The sequence below is a fragment of the Knoellia subterranea KCTC 19937 genome (genome assembly GCF_000768685.1).
Lineage (GTDB): Bacteria > Actinomycetota > Actinomycetes > Actinomycetales > Dermatophilaceae > Knoellia > Knoellia subterranea.
Window position 1 is genome coordinate 23,422 of record NZ_AVPK01000016.1, and the last position, 19,844, is coordinate 43,265.

Genomic DNA, 19,844 nt, shown 5'->3' on the forward strand with positions numbered 1-19,844 from the left:
CGGTCAGGCCTGTGGCGCCCGCACCTTGTCGAGGCGCGCGGTGAGCGAGTCGACCCGGTGGGCGTTGCCGTGGAGATTGATGTAGCGGGCACCGAACACCGCGAGCAGCGCGTCGTCGAGCCGGCGGACAGCACCGGCGGGGTACTTGTAGTCCATCCGCTCGTTGATGCCGTCGACGTCGATGGTCCCGAGCAGCCCGCCGAGTTCGTCGAGCGAGGTGATGCCGAGTTCGAGCAACAACCCTGAGATCCACGAGTAGTGGTCGGTGCGCGACCAGCCAGCACCCTTGAAGTGTGCCGAGAGGAATGCGGCGAGGTCGGTCCCGCTGATCCGCGGGTCGTCATCCGCGGCGGCACTCCCCTGCCCCGCAGCGCCAGCCTGAAGCCGGTCGCGAATGGCGGTGAACTCGCGGTCCGCCAGCTCCAACAGCCCCGCGGCGAGGGTGAATCGCCGGTCCAGGTCCGGGACGTCCTCCGCCGGCACCGATCCCTTGTAGCGCACGTCGTGCTCGAACTCTGCCCACGCGTGCTGGAGGATCGTGCGGACCTGCACCGAGGCGGACCTCCCCCGCAGATGCGCGTATGCCGGGTCGCTGGCCTCGTCGTCGAGGGTCACCAGGAGGTGCCGGCTGGAGTATCCGAAGCGACCCTGCTGCGCGGTCTCCTGACCGAGGTCGCGGTCGTCGAGGACACTGAACTCACCCGCGAGCAGGTCCGCCACGGCGGTGACATCGCCCTGGAGGTACGTCACGACCCGGACCCCGATCTGGTCGGTGATCTGGCTGAGCGGGTCGGTGTAGACCGGCCCACCATCGCGAGTCTGCGCGGCCTTGCCGGCGAAGGACGCGACGCTCTTGGCCCGGCCCGTCACCGAGACATAGTTGATGCCGGCGTCGTCGAGGAGTGCCTGAACCATCGTGACGAATTGATCAGTGACCTCGCGCAACTCCGGCTGACGCTGTGCGTAGCGCTGCACGGCATCCTGCAGCCCCGGCGCAGCCTCCGGCCGAGAGGCCCGGCGGCTCACACCGACCACCCCAGGACGTTGCGCAGGCCTTCGACGCCGCCGTCCGGGTCGTGGTGCACCGCCCGGATGCCGAGGGCGGCAGCGGTACGGACGTTGGCCTCGTTGTCGTCGACGAACCCGACGTCGCCCGCGTCCTCGGGACGGATACCCAGGGCGTCGAGGACCCGCTCGAAGTAGGCCGGCTCGGGCTTCATGGCACCCATGTCACACGAGTAGAAGGACTGCGCGAAGACGTCGTCATAGTCGAAGTGGTGCCGCAGGAACTCCTTGCGGTGGTCCTGCTGGTTCGTGGCGAGGACGCACTCGACACCCGAGGCGGCCACCTCGTGCACGAGGTCGATGGCTTCGCTGTCGACCGCGACCTCTTCCCAGAGGGAGAGCAGATCATCGACGTCTGCGGTCACGCCGGGCCATGTGTCCAGCACGTCGGCGAGCACCTCACGGAAGGGGCGTTCGCCGCGCAACGCGGGCACTTCGGCGGCAAAGACCGCCTCGGCGAAGCCCTCGCCACCCCACGCGTCGAGTCTGGGCGTCCACGCGGCGTCAGGCTCGCCGCGGCGCAGCTGGTGCTGCAGCACGCCGTCCGCGTCCCACAGGAGGACGCGGACGGGGCGTGCCGGATCGAGCGGCCGGGCACCCACGATGTCGATGTCCGCCGCCGTCGTCATCAGGCCGGGTCTGCCTGGGTCTCGGGTCCGGCGTCGTTCTTGGCCTCGGGCTTGGCGTCGATGCCCGCCTCCTTGCGCTGCTCCGGGGTGATCGGAGCAGGCGCCGCGGTGAGCGGGTCATAGCCGCCACCGGACTTCGGGAAGGCGATGACGTCGCGGATCGACTCGTAGCCGCCGAGCAGCATGACGATCCGGTCCCAACCGAAGGCGATTCCACCGTGCGGCGGGGCGCCGAACTGGAAGGCGTCGAGCAGGAAGCCGAACTTCTCCTGCGACTCCTCCTGCGACAGGCCCATGACCTTGAAGACGCGCTCCTGCACGTCGCGGCGGTTGATACGGATCGAGCCGCCGCCGAGCTCGGTGCCGTTGAGCACCATGTCGTAGGCGTACGCCAGCGCCGGGCCGGGGTCGGTGTCGAAGGTGTCCTCGAACTCCTTCTTCGGCGAGGTGAAGGCGTGGTGCACGGCGGTCCAGGCGCCCGTGCCCACGGCGACGTCACCGGCCGCCACGGCCTCGGAGGCTGGCTCGAAGAGGGGAGCGTCGAGCACCCAGAGGAAGGCCCACGCGTCCTCGTCGATGAGGTCGCAGCGCTTGCCGATCTCGAGACGGGCGGCGCCGAGCAACGCCCGCGAGGACTTCGTCGGTCCGGCGGCGAAGAACACGCAGTCGCCCGGCTTGGCGCCGACGTGCGCCGCCAGTCCGGCCTTCTCCTCGTCCGAGAGGTTCTTGGCCACCGGACCCGAAAGACCGAACGAACCATCCGCGGTGTCTTCACCAACGAGGACGTAGGCCAGACCCTTGGCGCCGCGACTCTTGGCCCAGTCCTGCCAGGCGTCGAGCTGCTTGCGCGGCTGGCTCGCGCCGCCGGGCATGACGACGGCACCGACGTACTCCGCCTGGAAGACACGGAACGGGGTGTCCTTGAAGTACTCGGTGCACTCGACGAGCTCGTTGCCGAAGCGCAGGTCGGGCTTGTCCGTGCCGAAGCGGCGCATGGCGTCGGCGTAGGTCATCTGCTCGAAGGGCGTCGTGAGCTCGACACCGATGATCGACCAGATCTCCTTGACGATCGCCTCACCGAGCTCGAGCACGTCCGCCTGCTCGACGAAGCTCATCTCGATGTCGAGCTGGGTGAACTCCGGCTGACGGTCGGCGCGGAAGTCCTCGTCGCGGTAGCAGCGCGCGATCTGGTAGTAACGCTCCATGCCCGCGACCATGAGCAGCTGCTTGAACAGCTGCGGGCTCTGCGGCAGGGCGTACCAGCTGCCGGGCGCAAGACGCGCCGGCACGAGGAAGTCGCGAGCGCCCTCCGGCGTGGAGCGGGTGAGCGTCGGCGTCTCGATCTCCACGAAGTCGCGGGCCTCGAGGACGCGGCGGGCAGCAGCGCTGACCTTGGAACGCAGGCGCAGGCCGGCACCGGCCGACGAGGCACCGGGGCGACGCAGGTCGAGGTAGCGGTGCTTGAGACGCGCCTCCTCACCTACGGTGACGCGCTCGTCGATCTGGAAGGGCAGCGGCGCGCTGGGCGCGAGCACCTCGATCTCGGAAGCGACGACCTCGACCTCACCGGTCGGCAGGTCGGGGTTGACGTTGGCCTCGCTGCGGGCGACGACCTCGCCGGTCACCTTGATGCAGAACTCGGCCCGCAGGTCGTGCGCGGCACCGGTGAGCACCTCGTCACGCGCGACGACCTGGACCACGCCGCTCGCATCTCGCAGGTCGATGAAGGCCACTCCCCCGTGATCGCGACGCTTGCCGACCCAGCCGGTGAGCGTGACGGTGGTGCTGGTGTGGTCGGCGCGCAGAGTGCCGGCCTCGTGGGTGCGGAGCACGGAAGATCCTTCTCGAGGGTGTTGGATGAACGCCCGTCATCCTACGGAGTGGAATGCGGGCGGAACGAACCGGTTTGGGCCCGCGCCATCGACGAGGCCACGCCTCCGTGATGGTGGCGTGGCCTCGTTGTGCCAGACGTGGGTCAAGCCCCACGCGGACGATCAGTCCGGAATGATGAACTTCTGGCCCGGGAAGATCAGGTCCGGGTTCTTGATGTTGTTGGCCTTGGCGATCTTCTGGTAGCTCACGCCGAACTTCTCACCGATCTCGGAGAGCGTGTCGCCCTTCTTGACCGTGTAGGTCCGCTGCGCCGGGGCCGGAGCCTTCTTGGGCGCGGGCGCGGGAGCCTTAGGGGCAGGAGCCGGAGCCTTCGGGGCCGGCGCGGGGGTCCCCGCCCGGTCGGCAGCCTCCTTGGCCGCCTTGTCGTACTCAGCCTTCTTCTTCGCAGCCTCGGCGGCGGCCTCGTCGGCCTCCTTCTTGGCCTTCTCTGCCTTCTCGCCACTCTCCTTGCGAGCCTTCTCGGCGGCCTCGTCGGCCTTCTTCTTGGCCTCTTCTGCCTGCTTCTGCACCTCGTTGACGGCGTCGTTGTCGTCGTCGAAGCCGAGACCCTTCTTGAGGTCGTCCAGGAAACCCATGGGGGCTGGTCCTTCCGATTCGATCCTGCCCCTCGGCCATACGGCCGCGAGGCACCCCGGATGCGATGTGGGGGCGTTTCGACGCTACCCAAGGTCGGCGTGCCGATGGGCGGTCAGCCTCAGGGCAATCGTGGAGCGGCCCCGGACGTGCCCGAGTTCAGGACTCCGAGACGAAGCCGTCGCGATAGAACCAGCGACCCGCTCGACGCACGAACGTGCTCCGTTCGCGGATCGCGCCGCTCTGCCGGGTCACTCCCTCGCCGGAACGCCAGTGAGCCGCGAACTCCACCACTCCCTCGGTGTCGTCGCCGGCCACGTCGACGACGTCGAGTCCCAACCATTCAATTGCCGGGTCGAGTTCGATGACGTCGGGTCGCGCTGCCGGGTGCCACGTGCGGAACACGTGGTCGGCCTCACCCACGGCGTATGCCGTGTAGCGCGATCGCATGAGCGTTTCCGGTGTGGTCGGCCAGGTTTCACCCGACACGGCTGGCCCACAACAGTCGGCGAACAGCGCCCCGGCCGGGAGCCCACCGCAGGGGCAGGGTCGCGACGCCGAGCCGGGGATCATGCCCGAGCCGATCCGCCCGGGCCCTGGGGCCACGGGGTGTCATAGGGTCGCAGTGTCGACCAATTCCGCTGTCCCGCAACGTGGGCCGAGAGGACGGCAGCGGCGAGGATCGAGTTCTGTATTCGACCCTCGAGGACCGCGGAGACCGCATCGTCGAGCGGAACCCAGGCACGCGGCATACCTTGCTCCTCCGCTTCTCTGACGTGCCGCTCGCCTTCGGGGACGGCCGACAGGTTGCGTGCGAGGTAGACGCGGATCGCCTCGTCGAGACCACCGGGCGACGGTCGGATGTCGACGAGGACGTCGAGTCGACCCGCGACGAGGTCGGCCTCCTCGTGCAGCTCCCGGGCGGCCGCCTCCCACGGCGGCTCGCCCTCCACGTCGAGCAGACCCGCGGGGATCTCCCACTCGCGAGTGCGAATCGGGTGCCGGTACTGCTGGATCAGGCACACCCGGTTCTCGTCGTCGAGCACGAGCACCGCCACGGCGCCGGGATGGCGGACGTACTCGCGCACGTGCAACCCGGCGTCGCCAAGGTCGACCTCGTCCCGCACGACGTCCCACACGCGACCGGCCATGACCACTTCGGAGGAGGTCACCGGTCGCGGGTCGAACGCGTCGACGAGTCCGCCCTCAGCCAACGCCACCTCGGTCACGAGACCTCGGCGTCGACGCTCACCTTGGGGCGCTCCACCTCGACGAGACGGGCCGCGCGCTGCTCCTCGATCGCCGCCCCGATGAGACCGGCGAAAAGCGGATGCGCGCGCGTCGGACGCGACTTGAACTCGGGGTGGGCCTGCGTCGCGACGTAGTAGGGGTGGTCCTCGCGCCGCAATTCGACGAACTCGACCAGGCCTAGCTCGGGGTGCGTGCCGGAGATGACCAGGCCGGCCCCCTCGAGCTGGCCGCGGTAGGCGTCGTTGACCTCATAGCGGTGGCGGTGACGCTCGTCAGCGCTCGTGACGCCGCCGTAGACCTCGGAGACGACCGAGCCGGCCTTGAGGTCGGCGCGCTGCGAACCCAGGCGCATCGTGCCGCCGAGGTCACCCGCGCCCTCGACGAACTGCTTCTGCTCCTCGATCGTCGCGATGACCGGCGCAGGGGTCTCGGGGTCGAACTCGGTCGAGCTCGCTCCCTCAATGCCGGCCACGTTGCGGGCGAATTCGATGACCATGCACTGCAGGCCGAGGCAGATGCCAAGGGTCGGGACGCGGTGTTCGCGGGCCCAGGTCAGAGCGCCGAGCTTGCCCTCGATGCCGCGGACGCCGAAGCCTCCGGGCACGAGCACCGCGTCGACACCGCCGAGCGACTTCTGCGCACCGCTGGGTGCCTGGCACTCGTCGCTGGCGACCCAGCGGATCTTCACCTTGGCGTCGTGGTGGAACCCACCGGCACGCAGCGCCTCGGTGACCGAGAGGTAGGCGTCGGGCAGGTCGATGTACTTGCCGACGAGGGCGACCTCGACCTCGTGCTCGGGGTTGTGGACGCGACCGAGGAGCTTGTCCCAGTCCGTCCAGTCGACGTCGCGGAAGATGAGCGAGAGGCGGCGGATGACGTAGGCGTCGAGTCCCTCGCGGTGCAGCACCTTGGGAATGTCGTAGATGCTCGGCGCGTCGACCGCCGCGGCGACACCGTCGACCTCCACGTCACACATGAGCGAGATCTTGCGCTTGATCGGCTCCGGGATCTCCCGATCGGCCCTCAGGACAAGGGCATCGGGCTGGATACCGACCTGGCGGAGGGCAGCGACCGAGTGCTGGGTCGGCTTCGTCTTGAGCTCGCCGCTCGGTGCGAGGTAGGGCACGAGCGACACGTGGAGGAAGAAGACGTTGTCCCGACCGAGGTCGTGACGCACCTGGCGGGCCGCCTCGAGGAACGGCAGCGACTCGATGTCACCGACGGTGCCACCGATCTCGGTGATGATGACGTCGGGCGCCTCCGCGTCGTCGACGCCCGGTGCGCCGGCCGCCTGAGCGCGCATGCGCTCCTTGATCTCGTTGGTGATGTGCGGGATCACCTGGACCGTGTCACCGAGGTACTCGCCGCGACGCTCCTTGGCGATCACTTGGCTGTAGATCTGGCCGGTCGTCACGTTGGCCTTGCCGACGAGGTTGCGGTCGAGGAAGCGCTCGTAGTGCCCCACGTCGAGGTCGGTCTCGGCGCCGTCGTCGGTCACGAAGACCTCGCCGTGCTGGAACGGGTTCATCGTCCCGGGGTCGACGTTGAGATAGGGGTCGAGCTTCTGCATCGTCACGCGCAGACCGCGTGCCCTGAGCAGGAATCCGAGGCTTGAAGCCGTGAGGCCCTTGCCGAGCGAAGAGGCGACGCCTCCGGTCACGAAGATCTGTTTCGTCTGAGCCACCACGGACTTCAACAATACGTCATCGATGCCGGTGCCGAGACCATCGCCCCACGCGACGCGCGGACGGATCGCTGCGAATCAGAGAACCGACCGGTATGCCGTGAGCGCTGCTTCCAGCGCGTCCTCGCTCGTCGGGAGCTCACCACCACGGCTGATGGCCCGGGAACGCAGGTCGTCACGGACCGCCCCGTGGAGCAGCACGTCGGCCAGTGCACGGGCCATCGACGGAACATCGCCGACGGGGACGAGGATCGCCGCGTCGCCCACGACGGCACCGGTGCCCCCGGCATCCGTCGCGACGATGGCCGCACCGGAGTGAAGGGCTTCCTGGAGTCCAACGGGTTGGCCCTCCCACCGCGCAGTGGAGACGACGGCATCTGCGGCGGCGATGAGATCGGGCACGTCGGAGCGGTGACCGAGGAGCCGCACCGGGACGTCCGTCGCGTCGATGCGAGCCTGGAGTCGTTCCCTGTCGGGACCATCTCCGGCAACCACGGCGACGGCGTCGATGGCGTGGCGCGCACGCAACTCGGCCATCGCGTCGACGAGGAGGTCGAGGTCCTTCTGGGGTGCGAGACGCGCGACGGTGACGAGGAGCATCGTGCGCGGCTCGATGCCCAGGTCGTGTCGAACGGCGTGGCGGTCGCGGGTCACCGCGCCCGGTGGAGGGGCAGCGATGACGGCGAGGTCCGTGGCCCGGGCGCCGAGTTCCCGCTGGCGCTCGACGATGTCGGCAGACACGCCCAGAACGAGGTCCGCGCCGCGGGCGATGGTCGACTCGAGGACGCGATGCACCCGCCCCAGCAGACCAGCACCGGGCGACGCGTTGTGCAGCGTGACCACCAGTGGTGGCGCGAGGCCGGCCAGAGCCAGGACGGACAGCGCTCCGACCCGAGCACCGTGGGCGTGGACGACATCGGCTCCACCGCAGACGTCCCGCAGGATCGCGAGCGCGCGCGCATCGCGCACGGGATGGGGTCGGTCGGCAACGGCCAACTCGACCGTCGCGGCACCAGCCTCCGCGAAGGGGAACTGGTCCAACTCGGCGCGCGGCGCCAGGACGACGACATCGTGGTCGGCCTCGACCAACCCGCCGACGAGGTCGAGCACGTGCTTGCCCGTCCCGCCGGCGCTCGTGCCCATGACCAGGGCGATCCTCACTGCTCCGGCCCCTTTCGGCGACGCTGTCGCCCACGCTCTCGAAGTGCCTGCATCCCAGTGCGGTCGCCCACGGCCATCACGCCGAGGTGGACACCCATGGTCACCACCGCAACGACGACTCCTGCGGCCAGCGCACCCCAGAGACCACCCCACCGAACTCCGCGCTCGACGACGTCGCCCACGGCGATGGCCACGGCAACAGCCACGACCGCGGCACCGAGGGTGCGACCGGCCCCGGCGAGGGCCTCACTCCCCCATGCGTAGCGGACCAGCATCGCGAGGGAGAAACCCGACACGGTCATGCCGACGGTCGAGGCGATGCCGAGCAGCCCCAGCGTCGTGCCGGCATCGGAGCCGTCCGGGATGAGCGCCACGGGCAAGAGCGCCGCAATGATCCAGCCGCCCGCGACAACAGCCCCGGCGAGCATCGGACGGCCGCGGACATAGAGCGCCCGCGTGAGCAGCGCCGCAGCGCTGAAGCCCACGAGCCCCGGGGCGTAGGCGGACAGTCCACCGGGAAGAGCCTGCAGCGCCGAGTTGCCGGCTCCCTCTCCGCCGCGGTCGAACTCGAGGAAGAACCGGCCGACCGGTCGCGAGATGGCGATGAGCACCGCCGCCGCACCGGAGGTCAGGAGCAGAATGCCGCGAAGGCTGTTTGCCAGGGTCCCGGCGGCATCCGTCGCCGTGGCGTCCTCCTCGCGGGCGCCCTCTGCGTGCGCAAGTGCCGGGAAGGCGGCCGTGGCCACGGGCACCGCCAGGACGGCATACGGGAGGAGATAGACGGCCTGGATGTAGGCGTAGACGTTGACCACGCCGATGTCGAGCGTGCGTGGCTCGTGGGTGATCCACAGCGTGACGGCCACCGCCGCCTGCTGTGCCGCCAGGGCGAGGACGCCGGCGCCGGCGAGAACGCCGGCGCGCTGGCCCAGACCTCCGGGGAAGGACAGGGTCGGACGGAGTCGCACCCCTACCCGCAGCGCAGGCACGAGGAGCGGCAGGCTGAGCACGACGACGCCCAGGGTCGTGCCACCGGCGAGGACCCAGACCGAGCGGTCGTCGACGTCGGCCGCCGACACCTCCCCGGTCTGCATGGCCCAGTACGCGAAGTACGCCGCCATCACGACAACGCTCGACAGCAACGGGGCGAGGGCCGCAGCGAGGAACCTGCGGTGCGCCTGGAGGATGCCGGCCAGCACCACGCCCACGCCATAGAGCGCGACCTGCGGGGCAAAGATGCGCAACATCTCGGTGCCGAGGGCCACGCTCCCGGGTCGGCTTCGGTCGTCGAGCAGCAGGTCGCTGAGCCACGGTGCCGCGACGAGCACGACGAGCGACAGCGGCACGAGCACGACGATGGCCCAGGTGAGCAGGGCGGAGGCGCTGCGATCCGCATCCTCACGACGGCCGGCACCGAGTTGGCCGGCCACGAGTGGCACGGCGATCGCGGCGAGAGCACCACCTGCCGCGACTTCGTAGATGACGTTGGGAAGCGTGTTGACGGTCTGGTACGTGTCACCGACCGGGCTCGTCCCGACGCCCCAGGAGAAGACGAGAGTGCGGGCGAAACCCGCGAGGCGAGCCAGCAGAGTGGCGATCGCAACGATGAGCGCGGCGCGCGCCACGGAGTGACCCACGGTGCGCGTGGTCACTCGCGACCCCAGCGATCGAGCCGCCGCAGGACGTCATTGCCCTCGATGACCTTGCTGAACGACACCTTCTCCGAGAGCACGGTCAGCCCTGCGGTGACGGCCAGGACGGCCAGCCGACCGCGCAGGCCGGTGCGTTCTACGAGCGCCACACCGATGAGGGCACCAGCTGCGTTGGCGCCGGTGTCACCGAGCATCGACTCCCCACGCAGGTCGCTCGGCAGCGCTCCGGCCGCCGCACCGAGGGCGGCTGCGGCCGTGGCTGCGCCCGGGTTGCCCGGTGGAAGGAGGACGGGCAGACCGGCCGCGGTGACGACCTTGAGGGTCCGGCCAGGTCGGAGGTCGAAGAGGTTGGCGATGTTGGCCGCGCCGGCAATGGCGGCACCGCCCACGAGAGTGGCCAGGAAACCTCGGCCCGTGCGCCGGTCGGCCAGCGCCGCGGCCGCGAGACCGGTGGCACCGAGACCGACGATCTTGATGGCTCCGGTCGTCACCTCACCGCGCGCGAGGGCGCCGAGGTGACCCTTGAGGCCCTTGCTCGATGCGTCCCCCGCGAGGTCATCGAGGGCACCGAAGGCTCCGGCCCCGAGACTGGTCACCAGAGCGGGGCCGGCCGGGGCACCCGCGGCGACGGATCCGACTGCTGCAGCCACGGCATACGCCGGTCCTTCGAGGAGCGTGACGGTGCGCCCGGCATGGTTGGTGCGCTCCCAGCGAGTCCGGACACCGACCGGCAGACGGTCCTTCAGGAAAAGTGCGCCACCGGCGACGGCTGCTGCAGCAGCGGCGCCGAGGAGTGGGCGGCGGCTCATGGAGCCGGGATCGGCGGATATCCGCCAGACACGCCGTCGCCCAGGCCGTACTGACCCACGCCTCCGGTGAACTGCTGTGCCAGGGCATAGACGACGCTCACCTGACCGATCGAGAGACTCACGTCGTCGACGGTGGACAGCGCGCGCGCCGTGGACGCGTCTCCGCGCGCCGCACGCACGACCGAGCTCGTGCCGGCGAAGCCGGTGACACCCACGTCCTCGGTCAGTACCGCACCCTTGCCGGCCCGATCGAGCGCGGAAGCCAGACCCGCGAAGCGCGTGGCCTGACGGTCACGGTCGGCCATGACGTCGCCCTTGATGGGGGCGCCCACGAGGACGGCGCTGCTGGCACGGACGAGGTCCGCGGTCTCGAGGTCGATGAGCTTGGCACCCGCGAGCGCCTCCATGGCCGCCTTGCCGGCGTCGTTCGCCGCGGCGGCATCCGTGGCAACCAGAGCAGTCGCGAGGACGTCGTCGAGCGGGCTCCCGTTGGACTCGTCGGCCGCAGGGAGGCCCAGAGCCTGACGCTGCTCCGTGGCGAGCTGGGTCAGCTTGTTGGCAGCCTCATCGTTCTGCGGGACCCACGCGTCCTCGACGGTCGTCTGGGACACCACGGCCGCCCCGGCGGCGACGAGGGTCTCGGAGACCGCCTTGACGTGGTCGGCGTCCGCGCCCGGCAGGACGACGAGGGCGACCTTGGCGTCGGGCAGGGTTCCGCCGACGAGGCGCCCACGGGCGTCGGCGGTGAACTCGTCGCGTGTCGTGGCGGCCTTGCGGGCGGCCTCGAGTTCGGTGCGCAGGGACGCCCGGTCCTCGCGGAGCTGGGTGACCTCCTGCGTGAGGGACTCACCGATCGTTCCCTTGAGGGGTCCCGCACCGAGCACGATCCCCACGGCGAGGGCCATGAAGATCGAGACGATCGAGACGAGGTGGTAGCGGAAGTCGATCACGTGAAGATTCCTCCGAGTGCGGACCAGAGATCGTCGAGGCGGGCACCGAGCACCTGGAGCAGGACCTTGCCTCCCGGTGTGGCCCAGAGCGCGGCGCCGAGGGCGAGAAGTCCGACGAGGACCATCGCCACGAGCCACATGCCCGAGATGCGGGAGCGATAGAGCCGGCTCACTCCCTTGGCGTCGACGAGCTTGCCGCCGACGCGCAGGCGCGTAAGGAAGGTGCTGGCCATGCCGGCCCGCCCCTTGTCGAGGAACTCGATGAGCGTGGCGTGGGTGCCGACGGCGACGATGAGGGTGGCTCCCTTGTCGTCGGCGAGGAGCATCGCGACGTCCTCGCTCGTCCCGGTCGCCGGGAAGACGACGGGCTCGACTCCGAGGTCGCGAACCCGCTCGAGTCCGGGGGCGTTGCCGTTGCGGTAGGCGTGGACGACGACCTCGGCACCGCACTTGAGCGTCGCGTCGGACACGGAGTCCATGTCACCGACGATGAGGTCGGGCTTGTGCCGGGCCTCGACGATCGCGTCCGCTCCCCCGTCGACGCCGATGAGGATCGGCTTGTATTCGCGGATGTAGGACCGCAGCATCTGCAGGTCCTCCTTGTAGTGGTATCCGCGCACGACGATGAGGACGTGACGTCCCTCGAGGTCGGTCTTGATGTCGGGAACGCCGACACCATCCAAGAGCAGCGCCCGCTCCTGCTTGAGGTACTCCATCGTGTTGGCCGCGAACGCCTCGAGCTGATTGTTGAGCCCGGCTCGGGCGTCGGCCATGGACTCCGTCACACCCTCGGAGTCGAGGAGCGTGCCCGTCGCCAGGACCGTGTCGCCGGCACGGAGCTCGTTGCCCTCGAGGTGGACCTGGGTCCCCTCGGCGATCTGCATCGCTGCCTCGCCGACCTCGTCGAGGAGGGGGATGCCTGCCCCGAGCAGGATCTCGGGGCCGAGGTTGGGGTAGCGACCACTGATCGACGCGGCCGCGTTGACCACGGCGGACGGACGGCAGGCGACGAGCGCCTCGGCGCTGACCTTGTCGATGTCGACATGGTTGATCACCGCGACGTCGCCCGGCTTGAGGCGCTTGGTCAGGTCCTTGGTGCGCGGGTCGACGCGGGCGGTTCCGCTGACACCGGCAGGGCCGGGGTCGCGGTCGCGGCGAAGTCGGGTCGTGAAGGGCATCCCAACCATCCTGCCACGCGTGGGTGGGCCGGGCGCAGTCGACGCGGCGCGGTGGGCCGGTGACGTGGGCCTCGTGCTCGTCGCCCCTCAGGCGCGGGCGCTCTGTCCCCGCTCCGCCAGGAGATCCCGGGCGTGCTCCAGCGCTGCGTCGCTCACCGTTCCGGCCAACATCCGCGCGAGCTCGGTGACGCGCTCGTCGCCCTCGACCCGACGCACCCCGCTGCGGGTGACGTGTCCATCGTCGGCCTTGGAGACGACGAGGTGGTGGTCCGCGTGCGCGGCCACCTGGGCGAGGTGAGTGACGACGATGACCTGGGCCGACCGCGCGAGCGCGGCGAGTCGTGCCCCGACGTCGAGTGCGGCGCGTCCGCCGACGCCGGCGTCGACCTCGTCGAAGACGAATGTCGGCACGGTTCCGGTCGCTTCCGCGGTCGCCACCTCGATGGCGAGCATGACGCGGGAGAGCTCACCGCCCGAGGCGGCCTTGCTGACGCTGCGCGGGGTGCTGCCGACGTTGGCGGCGAGCCCGATCTCGACGTCGTCGCCACCGTGCGGTCCCAGCCGGCCCGCGGGGTCGACCGCGATGACGACCCGGGCAGAGCCCATCGCGAGGTGGGACAGTTCGTCGCTGATGCGCTCGGCGAGGGCATCAGCGACCGTGCGTCGCTCCTGCGTGAGGTCCTGTGCTGCCTGCGTGCGTTCGGCCTCGAGCTCGTCGGTGCGTCGCTCGAGCTCCTCGATCCGGGAGTCGTCGCCCTCGAGTTCGACAGCGCGGGCGGCGGCCCGTTCACCCCAGGCGATGACGTCGTCCACCGAGTCGCCGTAGCTGCGGGTCAGTTCCGTGAGCGCCGCGCGACGCTCCTGAACCCATTCGAGTCGTCCCGGGTCGAGGTCGACGTCGGCGACGTAGCCCGACAGGTCGGCCGCGAGATCCGTCACGAGGTGACTGATCTCGGTCAGGCGGGTCTCGAGGTCGGCCAGGGCCGGGTCGTTGGCGCTCACCTGCGCAAGGGCCGACCGAGCCCGAGCCAGCGAACCCAGGATGCCGTCGTCGACGGAGCCGTCGGCCTCGTCTCCACCCGACAGCAGGTCGTGGGCCTCCGACGACCCTCGACGCAGTTCCTCGGCGTGCGACAACCGCTCGTCCTCCACGCGCAGCGACTCGTCCTCACCGGCCTGCGGTTCGACGGCCTCGAGCCGCTCGAGGCCTCTCGTGAGCAGGTCCAGTTCCTGGGCGCGCTCGCGCGCGGCAGCGCGCAGCGACTCGAGTTCCGCGCGAGCCGCGGCGTGTGCGGCATACACGCTCTCGTATGCCGTCCGCACGTCTGCGAGGTCAGCTCCACCGAACGCGTCGAGCAGTTCGCGGTGCTCCTCCGGGCGACGCAGGCGCCACTGGTCCGCCTGTCCGTGCACGGCGACGAGGTGTTCGCCGAGCTCTCCCAGAACGCCGACGGGTGCGCTTCGCCCGCCGACGTGGGCGCGGGAGCGGCCCTCCGCCTGAACCGTGCGGACGAGCACGAGTGACTCGTCGACATCTCCCCCGGCCTCGGTGGCCCGGACGGTGGCGGGGTGGTCGGGCGCCACGTCGAAGACACCCTCGACGACGGCGCGGTCGGCACCTTCACGGACGAGGCCCGTCTCCGACCGGGCACCGAGGAGGAGGCCGAGACTTGTGACGACCATCGTCTTGCCGGCGCCGGTCTCACCCGTGAGCACTGTCAGGCCCGGGCCGAACTCGATGAGCGACTCATCGATGATGCCCAGGTCCTGGATCCGGATCTCCTGCAGCACTGCCCGTCAATCCTTCTGCGGTGAGTCGTCGGTGTGGGGCGCCGAGGCTGATCCCCCGTCACGCCGGGCCGCGGACTCGTTGGCGCGACGGGTAGCCCCACGCCAGCCGTGCACGGACAGGTCGAACTTCTCGACGAGCCGGTCGGCGAACGGGTCGGCCGCGAACCGGGCGAGTCGCACGGGGTCGGAACTGCGCTGCACCTGGATGCGAGCACCCGGCGGCAGGTCGACCGCCCGACGCCCATCGCACCAGACCACCCCGGCACCCTCGGTGCGCGGGACGACCTCGACGGCGAGGTGGCTCTCGGGTCCCACGACTAGTGGACGGGCAAACAGCGCATGGGCGCTGATGGGGACGAGCAGGAGCGCTTCGACGTCCGGCCACACCACCGGACCACCGGCGGAGAACGCATAGGCCGTCGAGCCGGTGGGCGTGGCCATGACGACCCCGTCGCAACCCCAGGTCGACAGGGGCCGTCCGTCGATCTCGGCGGTGAGCTCGATCATCCGCTCCCGGGAGGCCTTCTCGACCGTGACCTCGTTGAGGGCCCAACTCTCGAACACGGTCTCGCCATCGTGCGTCGCGACGACGTCGAGCGTCATGCGCTCCTCGACGGTGTAGTTCTTGGCAACGATCCGCTCGACGGTGACGTCGAGGTCGTCGCGTTCGACCTCGGCGAGGAAGCCGACGTGCCCGAAGTTGACCCCGAGCAGCGGGACTCCCGAGCCTCGCGACAGCTCGGCCGCACGCAGGATGGAACCGTCACCGCCCAGGATGCACACGAGCTCGCAGCCCCGGGTCGGGTCGTGCGGGTCGGCGCTGATGAGGTCCGGGGCGTCCTCGAGCGGGGTCCCGCGCATCTCCTCGCTGATGACGGCGACGGCGACCCCGGCTGCCTTGAGTCGTTTGACGACCCCCAGCGCGTGGTCGTGCACCTCGGTCCGGGCCGGGTGCACGACGAGCAGGATGCGACGGTCGCTCATGCTCGTTCCTCCTGGCTCAGGTCGCGGATCGCGGAAGCCACCGCGCTGGGGTCCATCGTGCCCGAGATCCCCGACCTCGCCCACAGGAGGTACTCCGTGTTGCCCTCTCCGCCGTGGATCGGGCTGCGGGTCAGGCCGTGGATGCCGAGTCCGACTTCGTCGGCGGTGGACAGGACGTCGGTCAGGGCCTGCCGCCGGTGGCGCGGATCGGTGACGATGCCGTTCTTGCTCAACCGTCCTCGGCCGACCTCGAACTGCGGTTTGACGAGCAGGACGACGTCCGCGCCCGGTCGAGCGAGGGCGGCGACGGGCGCGAGCACGAGGCGCAGGGAGATGAAGGACAGGTCGCCGACGATGACGTCGAAGGTGCCGAGGTCTTCCCGCGTGACGTCACGAATCGACGTCCCGCTCCGTTCGGTGACCCGGACGTCCTCCCGGAGCTCGGCGACGAGCTGGTCGTGGCCGACGTCGAGTGCCACGACGTGGCGAGCACCCTGCGCGAGCAGGACCTGGGTGAAGCCGCCCGTCGACGCACCTACGTCGAGACACTCCCGTCCCTCGGCGGACAGACCCGCTTGGCTCCAGGTGCTGAACGCGTGGTCGAGCTTGTGCGCCGCCCGACCCACCCAGCGCGGGCCATCCGAGGTGACCTCGACGACCGTCGCCTCGTCGGCAGGGCTTGCGGGTTTGCGAGCCGCGCGACCGTTGACGGAGACCGCCCCCGCCTCGATGAGTTCCCTCGCCTCACCACGCGACCGGGCGAGCCCACGACGCACGAGCTCGGCATCGAGCCGGGCGATGTCAGCCTCCGAGGTCGCTGAGCCGGCCCTGCAGGGTTCGCTGGACCTGCTCGCCGCGCTCGATCTGGGCATCGAGGTCGCCGATCGGGGCCTCGGCGAGGTCACGCAGGGCCGCGTCGATGACGAGGTCCCCCGTCTCCGGCGCCGGCTCGGCGGCCGGGTCGACGTCCTGATGGTCTTCCGGGTTCTCGTCAGTGGCGTCGTCGAGGGAGACCTCGTCCTCCGGCGCTGGCCCGTCGTCGAAGATCTCGCCAGCAGTGGCGAGCTCGACGTGCGGCTCCTCCACGTCCCGACCCACGACTCGCTCCACGTCGTGGTCGACGTGGAGCGAGTCGTCGTCGGTCTGATCCTGGGTGAAGTCGCTGCTCACGCGCCGCTCGCCGACGATGCCGAGGCGGCCGGAGCAGCCGACGTGGCGGTGCTCGCCTTCTTCGCCGGAGCCTTCTTGGCCGCGACCTTCTTCGCCGGGGCGGCCTTGGCGGCACCCGCCTTCTTCGCGGGAGCCTTCTTCGCGGGAGCCTTCTTGGCCGTGGACTTCTTGGCGGGAGCCTTCTTCGCCGCAACTGCGGTGCCGGCAGACGTGGCCTTCGTGACACTGGCCTTCTTCGCGGGAGCCTTCTTCGCGAGAGCCTTCTTGGCTGCGGACTTCTTTGCCGTGGTCGCCTTCTTGGCGGGGGCGGCCTTCTTGGCGGGGGCGGTCGTCTTCTTGAGGGCGGCGCGAGCCGGACGACGCGAGCCTGCCTTCGGTGCGGGAGCGGCCGCTGCAACGGCGTCGCTCGCGGTGTCCTCGACCGACCCGGCGAGTCGAGACACACCGGGGGCTGCACTGGTCGCCGCTGCCGACGAACGTGCCGAAAGGTTGGCGGCGAGGTCTTCGACCTGGCCCCGCAGGGAGTTCACGGTGTCGCTCATCGTCGCGAGTTCGCGCTGGAGCGAGGTCACATCGAGACGACCCACGGCCTTGTCGACCTCCGAACGCACGAGCGAGACGAGGTTCTTGCGGTTCGTGTTGGCTGCGGCGATCAGGTCATCGGCCAGCTTGCTCGCCTGCTTCGTGACCTTCTTGGCAGAGAGGTCGCTGTTCGTGAGCGCGACGAGCTCGGCTGCCGCATCCTTGGCAGCACCCTTGGTCATTTCCCCGAGACCCGAGGCGAGCTCGACGTATCCCTGGATCGAACGCTTGGCCATGGTTCCTCCTGTGACTCGTGGTGGTTCCGGCCCACGCTACTCGGCGTCCACCGCATCTGGCGCCCGTCAGCGCAGGAGAGACTCCAGTTCCGACGGCAGCTCCGCCGCTGAAGCGGGACCAGCGCCAGTGTCGGCGCCCTCCCACGCGGCGCGCAAGGCGGCCCTGGCGGGCTCGAGTTCCTCGACCTCCACATGCAGTGCGCGCAGATCAGCGGCAACCCACGTGGGGCGTGACTCCGCCGGGGCCATCAGGGCGTCACGGATGTCGTGGACTCCGGTCATCACGAGCAGTGAGTCCATGCCGGCCATGTGTGCACCCTGGATGTCGGTTTCGAGCCGATCGCCAATCGCGAGAACCCGATCCGGCGCCACTCCGAGGCGCTCGGCGCACATGAGATAGAGCGGTTCGTCGGGCTTGCCGGCCACCAGCTCCGGCCCACGCCCCACCGCCGCGCCAACCGCCAGCACGAGGGCACCGTTGCCCGGCGCGTAGCCGTCCGCCGTCGGAAGCGTGTGGTCCGTATTGGTGGCCAACCACAGCGCTCCCCGCTGAATGGCGTATGCCGCCTGCGCCAGATCCGTTGCCGTCACCTGCGGTCCGTACCCCTGCACGACTGCGGCCGGCTCGTCCGATGCCGAGAACACGGGTCGGAACCCTCGGTCGCGCAGGGCCGTCGCGACCCCCTCTCCGCCGATCGCAAGAACGGCCGCGCCCGGCTCGAGGTGCCGAGTCAGGACCCACGCCGCGGCCTGGCTGCTCGTGGCCACATCCGCGTCGGCGATGTCGAGACCGAGGCTGCGCAGGTGGTCGGCCACCTCCGCCGGGGGCCTTGAGGCGTTGTTCGTGGCGAACTGCACCGGCTTGGCGGCAGCGGTCAGCGATTCGACCGCATGCGGCACGGCGGGCTCACCGCGGTACACCACACCGTCGAGGTCGCAGATGAACGCGTCGTAGCGATCGAGCAGCCTCACTCGGAGTCCTCGATCTCCTCGTCCTCCTCGTCGGCTCCCCCGAGAAGATCCGTAGGAACCACGCCGTCGAGCTCTTCGAGGCGTTCAACCGCGTCGGTCTCGTAGTCGGTGTCGGCATCGGCAGCGCGCTGGAACCACTCGCGAGCCTCGTCCGCGCGTCCCAGTCCGAGCAGGGTGTCGGCGTAGGCGTAGGCTAGGCGGGGCTGATTCGACTTCTTGAGCTGGGGAATCTGCAACGCGAGCAGCGCAGCATCGGTCTGCCCCAGATCGCGGCGGATCCCGCTCACGACGATGGCCAGCTCGACCTTCTCCTGAGTCGGAAGGCGCTTGGCCTCCGGCGACTGGGCGAGATCCAGGGCCCGCTCGTGGCGGCCCAGTCCTCGTTCGCAGTCGACCATGAGCGGAATGAGGTGGTCCGATCCACTGATCCGACGCACCGTGCGGAACTCACCGAGCGCCCGCGCAAAGTCGCCCGAGCGATAGGCCACCATCCCGAGGGCCTCCCGGGCCGCGGGCACTCGTCCCGCCCGGCGCACCGCGGTCTCCGCGTGCGCCATCGCAGCGTCGATCTCGTCGGCCTCGAGGAGGGCAGCCACCATCACGAGGTGCTGTGCCACACCATCGGCGTTCTCCTTGCTCAGGGTCCGCAACTGCAGATGCACCGAGCGGTCGAGCTCCTTGCCGGTCACTCCGTCCGGGATCCGGGGTTCGGGCAGTCGCGGCGTCTTCGGCGCCAGACGTGAACCGCCACGCTGCTCCCTATCGCGATCGGCACCACCGCGGTTCGGGCGCCCGGCGCCTCCACCTGTGCGTCGATCCCCCGAGTCGCGTCGGTCGCCTCCCGCGCGACGCATCCCGCCGTCACGGCTGTCGCCACTGCTCGTGCGACGGTCGCCGCCTTCACGGAAGGGGCGGTCGCCGCCGCGGGGTGCGCCATCACGACCCTCGCTGCTCCCCCGCCGACGGTCATCGCCGTCGCGGAACGGCCGGTCGCCACCGCGGGACCCGCGGCCGCTGGCGTCACGCCCACGAGAGCCACCATCGCGCCCCCGGGCGCCGTCGCCTCGGCCGCGCGCACCACCGTCGCGCCCCGAGCCGCCACGACGGGAGTCGTCCCGTCCGCCGTCACGGCGTGGTCCGCGATTCTCATCGGTCATGAAGAGCCTCCAGGGCAGTCGGGCAGCGTCAGCCGCAATGCACGTGCAGTCTAGGGGCCTGTCGCCTGAGCGCGTCGAGGCCCGGAAATGAGAAATGGCCCGCCGGGTGG

The 19,844-nt window shown here is 70.2% G+C and carries 20 protein-coding genes; all 20 read right to left on the reverse strand.

The annotated features are described in order from the left end of the window. Positions 1-3 precede the first annotated feature (3 nt). The gene (locus tag N803_RS16660; protein ID WP_035907470.1) at positions 4-1,026 is read right to left on the reverse strand and encodes a GTP pyrophosphokinase; all 1,023 of its coding nucleotides are present in this window, start codon (positions 1,024-1,026) and stop codon (positions 4-6) included. After that, positions 1,023-1,694, reverse strand: coding sequence for an HAD family hydrolase (locus N803_RS16665; protein ID WP_035907437.1), 672 nt, complete (start codon positions 1,692-1,694; stop codon positions 1,023-1,025). Before N803_RS16665 ends, N803_RS16660 begins: the two co-directional genes overlap by 4 nt. After that, a complete protein-coding gene (gene aspS / locus N803_RS16670; RefSeq protein WP_035907439.1) occupies positions 1,694-3,526 on the reverse strand; it encodes an aspartate--tRNA ligase in 1,833 nt (610 codons plus the stop codon). Before aspS ends, N803_RS16665 begins: the two co-directional genes overlap by 1 nt. Positions 3,527-3,688: 162 nt before the next feature. Continuing rightward, positions 3,689-4,162 carry a LysM peptidoglycan-binding domain-containing protein gene (locus N803_RS17730; RefSeq protein WP_052112413.1) on the reverse strand — a complete coding sequence of 158 codons (474 nt, stop codon included), beginning with the start codon at positions 4,160-4,162 and terminating at the stop codon, positions 3,689-3,691. A 157-nt stretch (positions 4,163-4,319) separates the two neighbouring features. Then, complete coding sequence (locus N803_RS16680; RefSeq protein WP_035907472.1) at positions 4,320-4,733, reverse strand: YchJ family protein; 414 nt, start codon at positions 4,731-4,733, stop codon at positions 4,320-4,322. Beyond that, positions 4,730-5,380, reverse strand: a complete 651-nt coding sequence (locus tag N803_RS16685; RefSeq protein ID WP_342666697.1) for an NUDIX domain-containing protein — start codon at positions 5,378-5,380, stop codon at positions 4,730-4,732. Before N803_RS16685 ends, N803_RS16680 begins: the two co-directional genes overlap by 4 nt. 5 nt (positions 5,381-5,385) lie before the next feature. Continuing rightward, positions 5,386-7,095: a CTP synthase gene (locus N803_RS16690; RefSeq protein ID WP_035907475.1), complete on the reverse strand. Its 1,710-nt coding sequence runs from the start codon at positions 7,093-7,095 to the stop codon at positions 5,386-5,388. 78 nt (positions 7,096-7,173) lie between these two features. After that, positions 7,174-8,256 carry a glycosyltransferase family 4 protein gene (locus N803_RS16695; RefSeq protein ID WP_035907441.1) on the reverse strand — a complete coding sequence of 361 codons (1,083 nt, stop codon included), beginning with the start codon at positions 8,254-8,256 and terminating at the stop codon, positions 7,174-7,176. After that, positions 8,253-9,905 carry a murein biosynthesis integral membrane protein MurJ gene (murJ, locus tag N803_RS16700; protein ID WP_035907443.1) on the reverse strand — a complete coding sequence of 551 codons (1,653 nt, stop codon included), beginning with the start codon at positions 9,903-9,905 and terminating at the stop codon, positions 8,253-8,255. Before murJ ends, N803_RS16695 begins: the two co-directional genes overlap by 4 nt. Then, complete coding sequence (locus N803_RS16705; RefSeq protein WP_035907445.1) at positions 9,902-10,714, reverse strand: hypothetical protein; 813 nt, start codon at positions 10,712-10,714, stop codon at positions 9,902-9,904. Before N803_RS16705 ends, murJ begins: the two co-directional genes overlap by 4 nt. Further along, complete coding sequence (locus tag N803_RS17735) at positions 10,711-11,664, reverse strand: copper transporter (protein WP_052112416.1); 954 nt, start codon at positions 11,662-11,664, stop codon at positions 10,711-10,713. The genes N803_RS16705 and N803_RS17735 overlap by 4 nt, the downstream gene beginning before the upstream one ends. After that, entirely contained in the window at positions 11,661-12,842 is a 1,182-nt protein-coding gene (gene steA / locus N803_RS16715; RefSeq protein WP_035907447.1) for a putative cytokinetic ring protein SteA, read from the reverse strand. Before steA ends, N803_RS17735 begins: the two co-directional genes overlap by 4 nt. An 87-nt stretch (positions 12,843-12,929) precedes the next feature. Then, the gene (gene recN / locus N803_RS16720) at positions 12,930-14,633 is read right to left on the reverse strand and encodes a DNA repair protein RecN (RefSeq protein ID WP_035907449.1); all 1,704 of its coding nucleotides are present in this window, start codon (positions 14,631-14,633) and stop codon (positions 12,930-12,932) included. A gap of 6 nt (positions 14,634-14,639) precedes the next feature. Further along, positions 14,640-15,617 (reverse strand): NAD kinase, encoded by a 978-nt coding sequence (locus N803_RS16725; RefSeq protein ID WP_052112417.1) that lies wholly within the window; start codon positions 15,615-15,617, stop codon positions 14,640-14,642. Continuing rightward, complete coding sequence (locus N803_RS16730) at positions 15,614-16,489, reverse strand: TlyA family RNA methyltransferase (RefSeq protein WP_084764635.1); 876 nt, start codon at positions 16,487-16,489, stop codon at positions 15,614-15,616. Before N803_RS16730 ends, N803_RS16725 begins: the two co-directional genes overlap by 4 nt. Next, complete coding sequence (locus N803_RS16735) at positions 16,419-16,787, reverse strand: hypothetical protein (protein WP_035907454.1); 369 nt, start codon at positions 16,785-16,787, stop codon at positions 16,419-16,421. Before N803_RS16735 ends, N803_RS16730 begins: the two co-directional genes overlap by 71 nt. Continuing rightward, positions 16,784-17,605 (reverse strand): hypothetical protein, encoded by an 822-nt coding sequence (locus tag N803_RS19070; RefSeq protein WP_052112419.1) that lies wholly within the window; start codon positions 17,603-17,605, stop codon positions 16,784-16,786. The genes N803_RS16735 and N803_RS19070 overlap by 4 nt, the downstream gene beginning before the upstream one ends. 66 nt (positions 17,606-17,671) lie before the next feature. Then, positions 17,672-18,577 carry an HAD-IIA family hydrolase gene (locus N803_RS16745; protein ID WP_035907456.1) on the reverse strand — a complete coding sequence of 302 codons (906 nt, stop codon included), beginning with the start codon at positions 18,575-18,577 and terminating at the stop codon, positions 17,672-17,674. Next, complete coding sequence (locus N803_RS16750; protein WP_052112420.1) at positions 18,574-19,266, reverse strand: tetratricopeptide repeat protein; 693 nt, start codon at positions 19,264-19,266, stop codon at positions 18,574-18,576. The genes N803_RS16745 and N803_RS16750 overlap by 4 nt, the downstream gene beginning before the upstream one ends. Then, positions 19,263-19,727 carry a hypothetical protein gene (locus N803_RS18650; RefSeq protein WP_052112421.1) on the reverse strand — a complete coding sequence of 155 codons (465 nt, stop codon included), beginning with the start codon at positions 19,725-19,727 and terminating at the stop codon, positions 19,263-19,265. The genes N803_RS16750 and N803_RS18650 overlap by 4 nt, the downstream gene beginning before the upstream one ends. Positions 19,728-19,844 lie beyond the last annotated feature (117 nt).